The sequence below is a fragment of the Streptococcus sp. UBA632 genome (assembly GCF_002300045.1).
In the GTDB taxonomy this organism is placed as follows: Bacteria; Bacillota; Bacilli; order Lactobacillales; family Streptococcaceae; genus Streptococcus; species Streptococcus alactolyticus.
Genome location: NZ_DBPA01000024.1, coordinates 1 through 403 on the forward strand (window position 1 = coordinate 1; position 403 = coordinate 403).

General features: G+C 44.9%; 1 protein-coding gene. It reads left to right on the forward strand.

The genetic code is table 11. From position 1 onward, the window contains the following. The coding region (locus B3473_RS03025; protein WP_293651169.1) for a BadF/BadG/BcrA/BcrD ATPase family protein at positions 1-403 on the forward strand (403 nt) is incomplete at both ends.

Below are 403 nucleotides of genomic sequence, written 5' to 3' on the forward strand. Positions count from 1 at the left end.
ATTGAAACCTTTGCCAAATCCCTCAAATACGACGTCAAAGATTTCGCTCAGGTTGCTTTATTGGCACAACACCCCGTGGACCTAGGCTCAAAATGCACGGTTTTCATGAATTCAAAAGTCAAACAAGTGCAAAAAGAAGGGGCAACCGTGGCAGATATTTCAGCAGGATTGTCTTATTCAGTCATCAAAAATGCCTTGTACAAGGTTATCAAACTCAAACGCCCTGAAGATTTAGGGGAAAAAATCGTGGTTCAGGGAGGAACCTTCTACAATGAAGCGGTACTTCGTGCCTTTGAATTGGTCAGCGAACGCGAAGTGGTTCGCCCAAGCATTGCTGGTCTAATGGGAGCTTACGGCTGTGCCATCATTGCTCAGGAAAAATACGAAGATGAAACCACCGAGA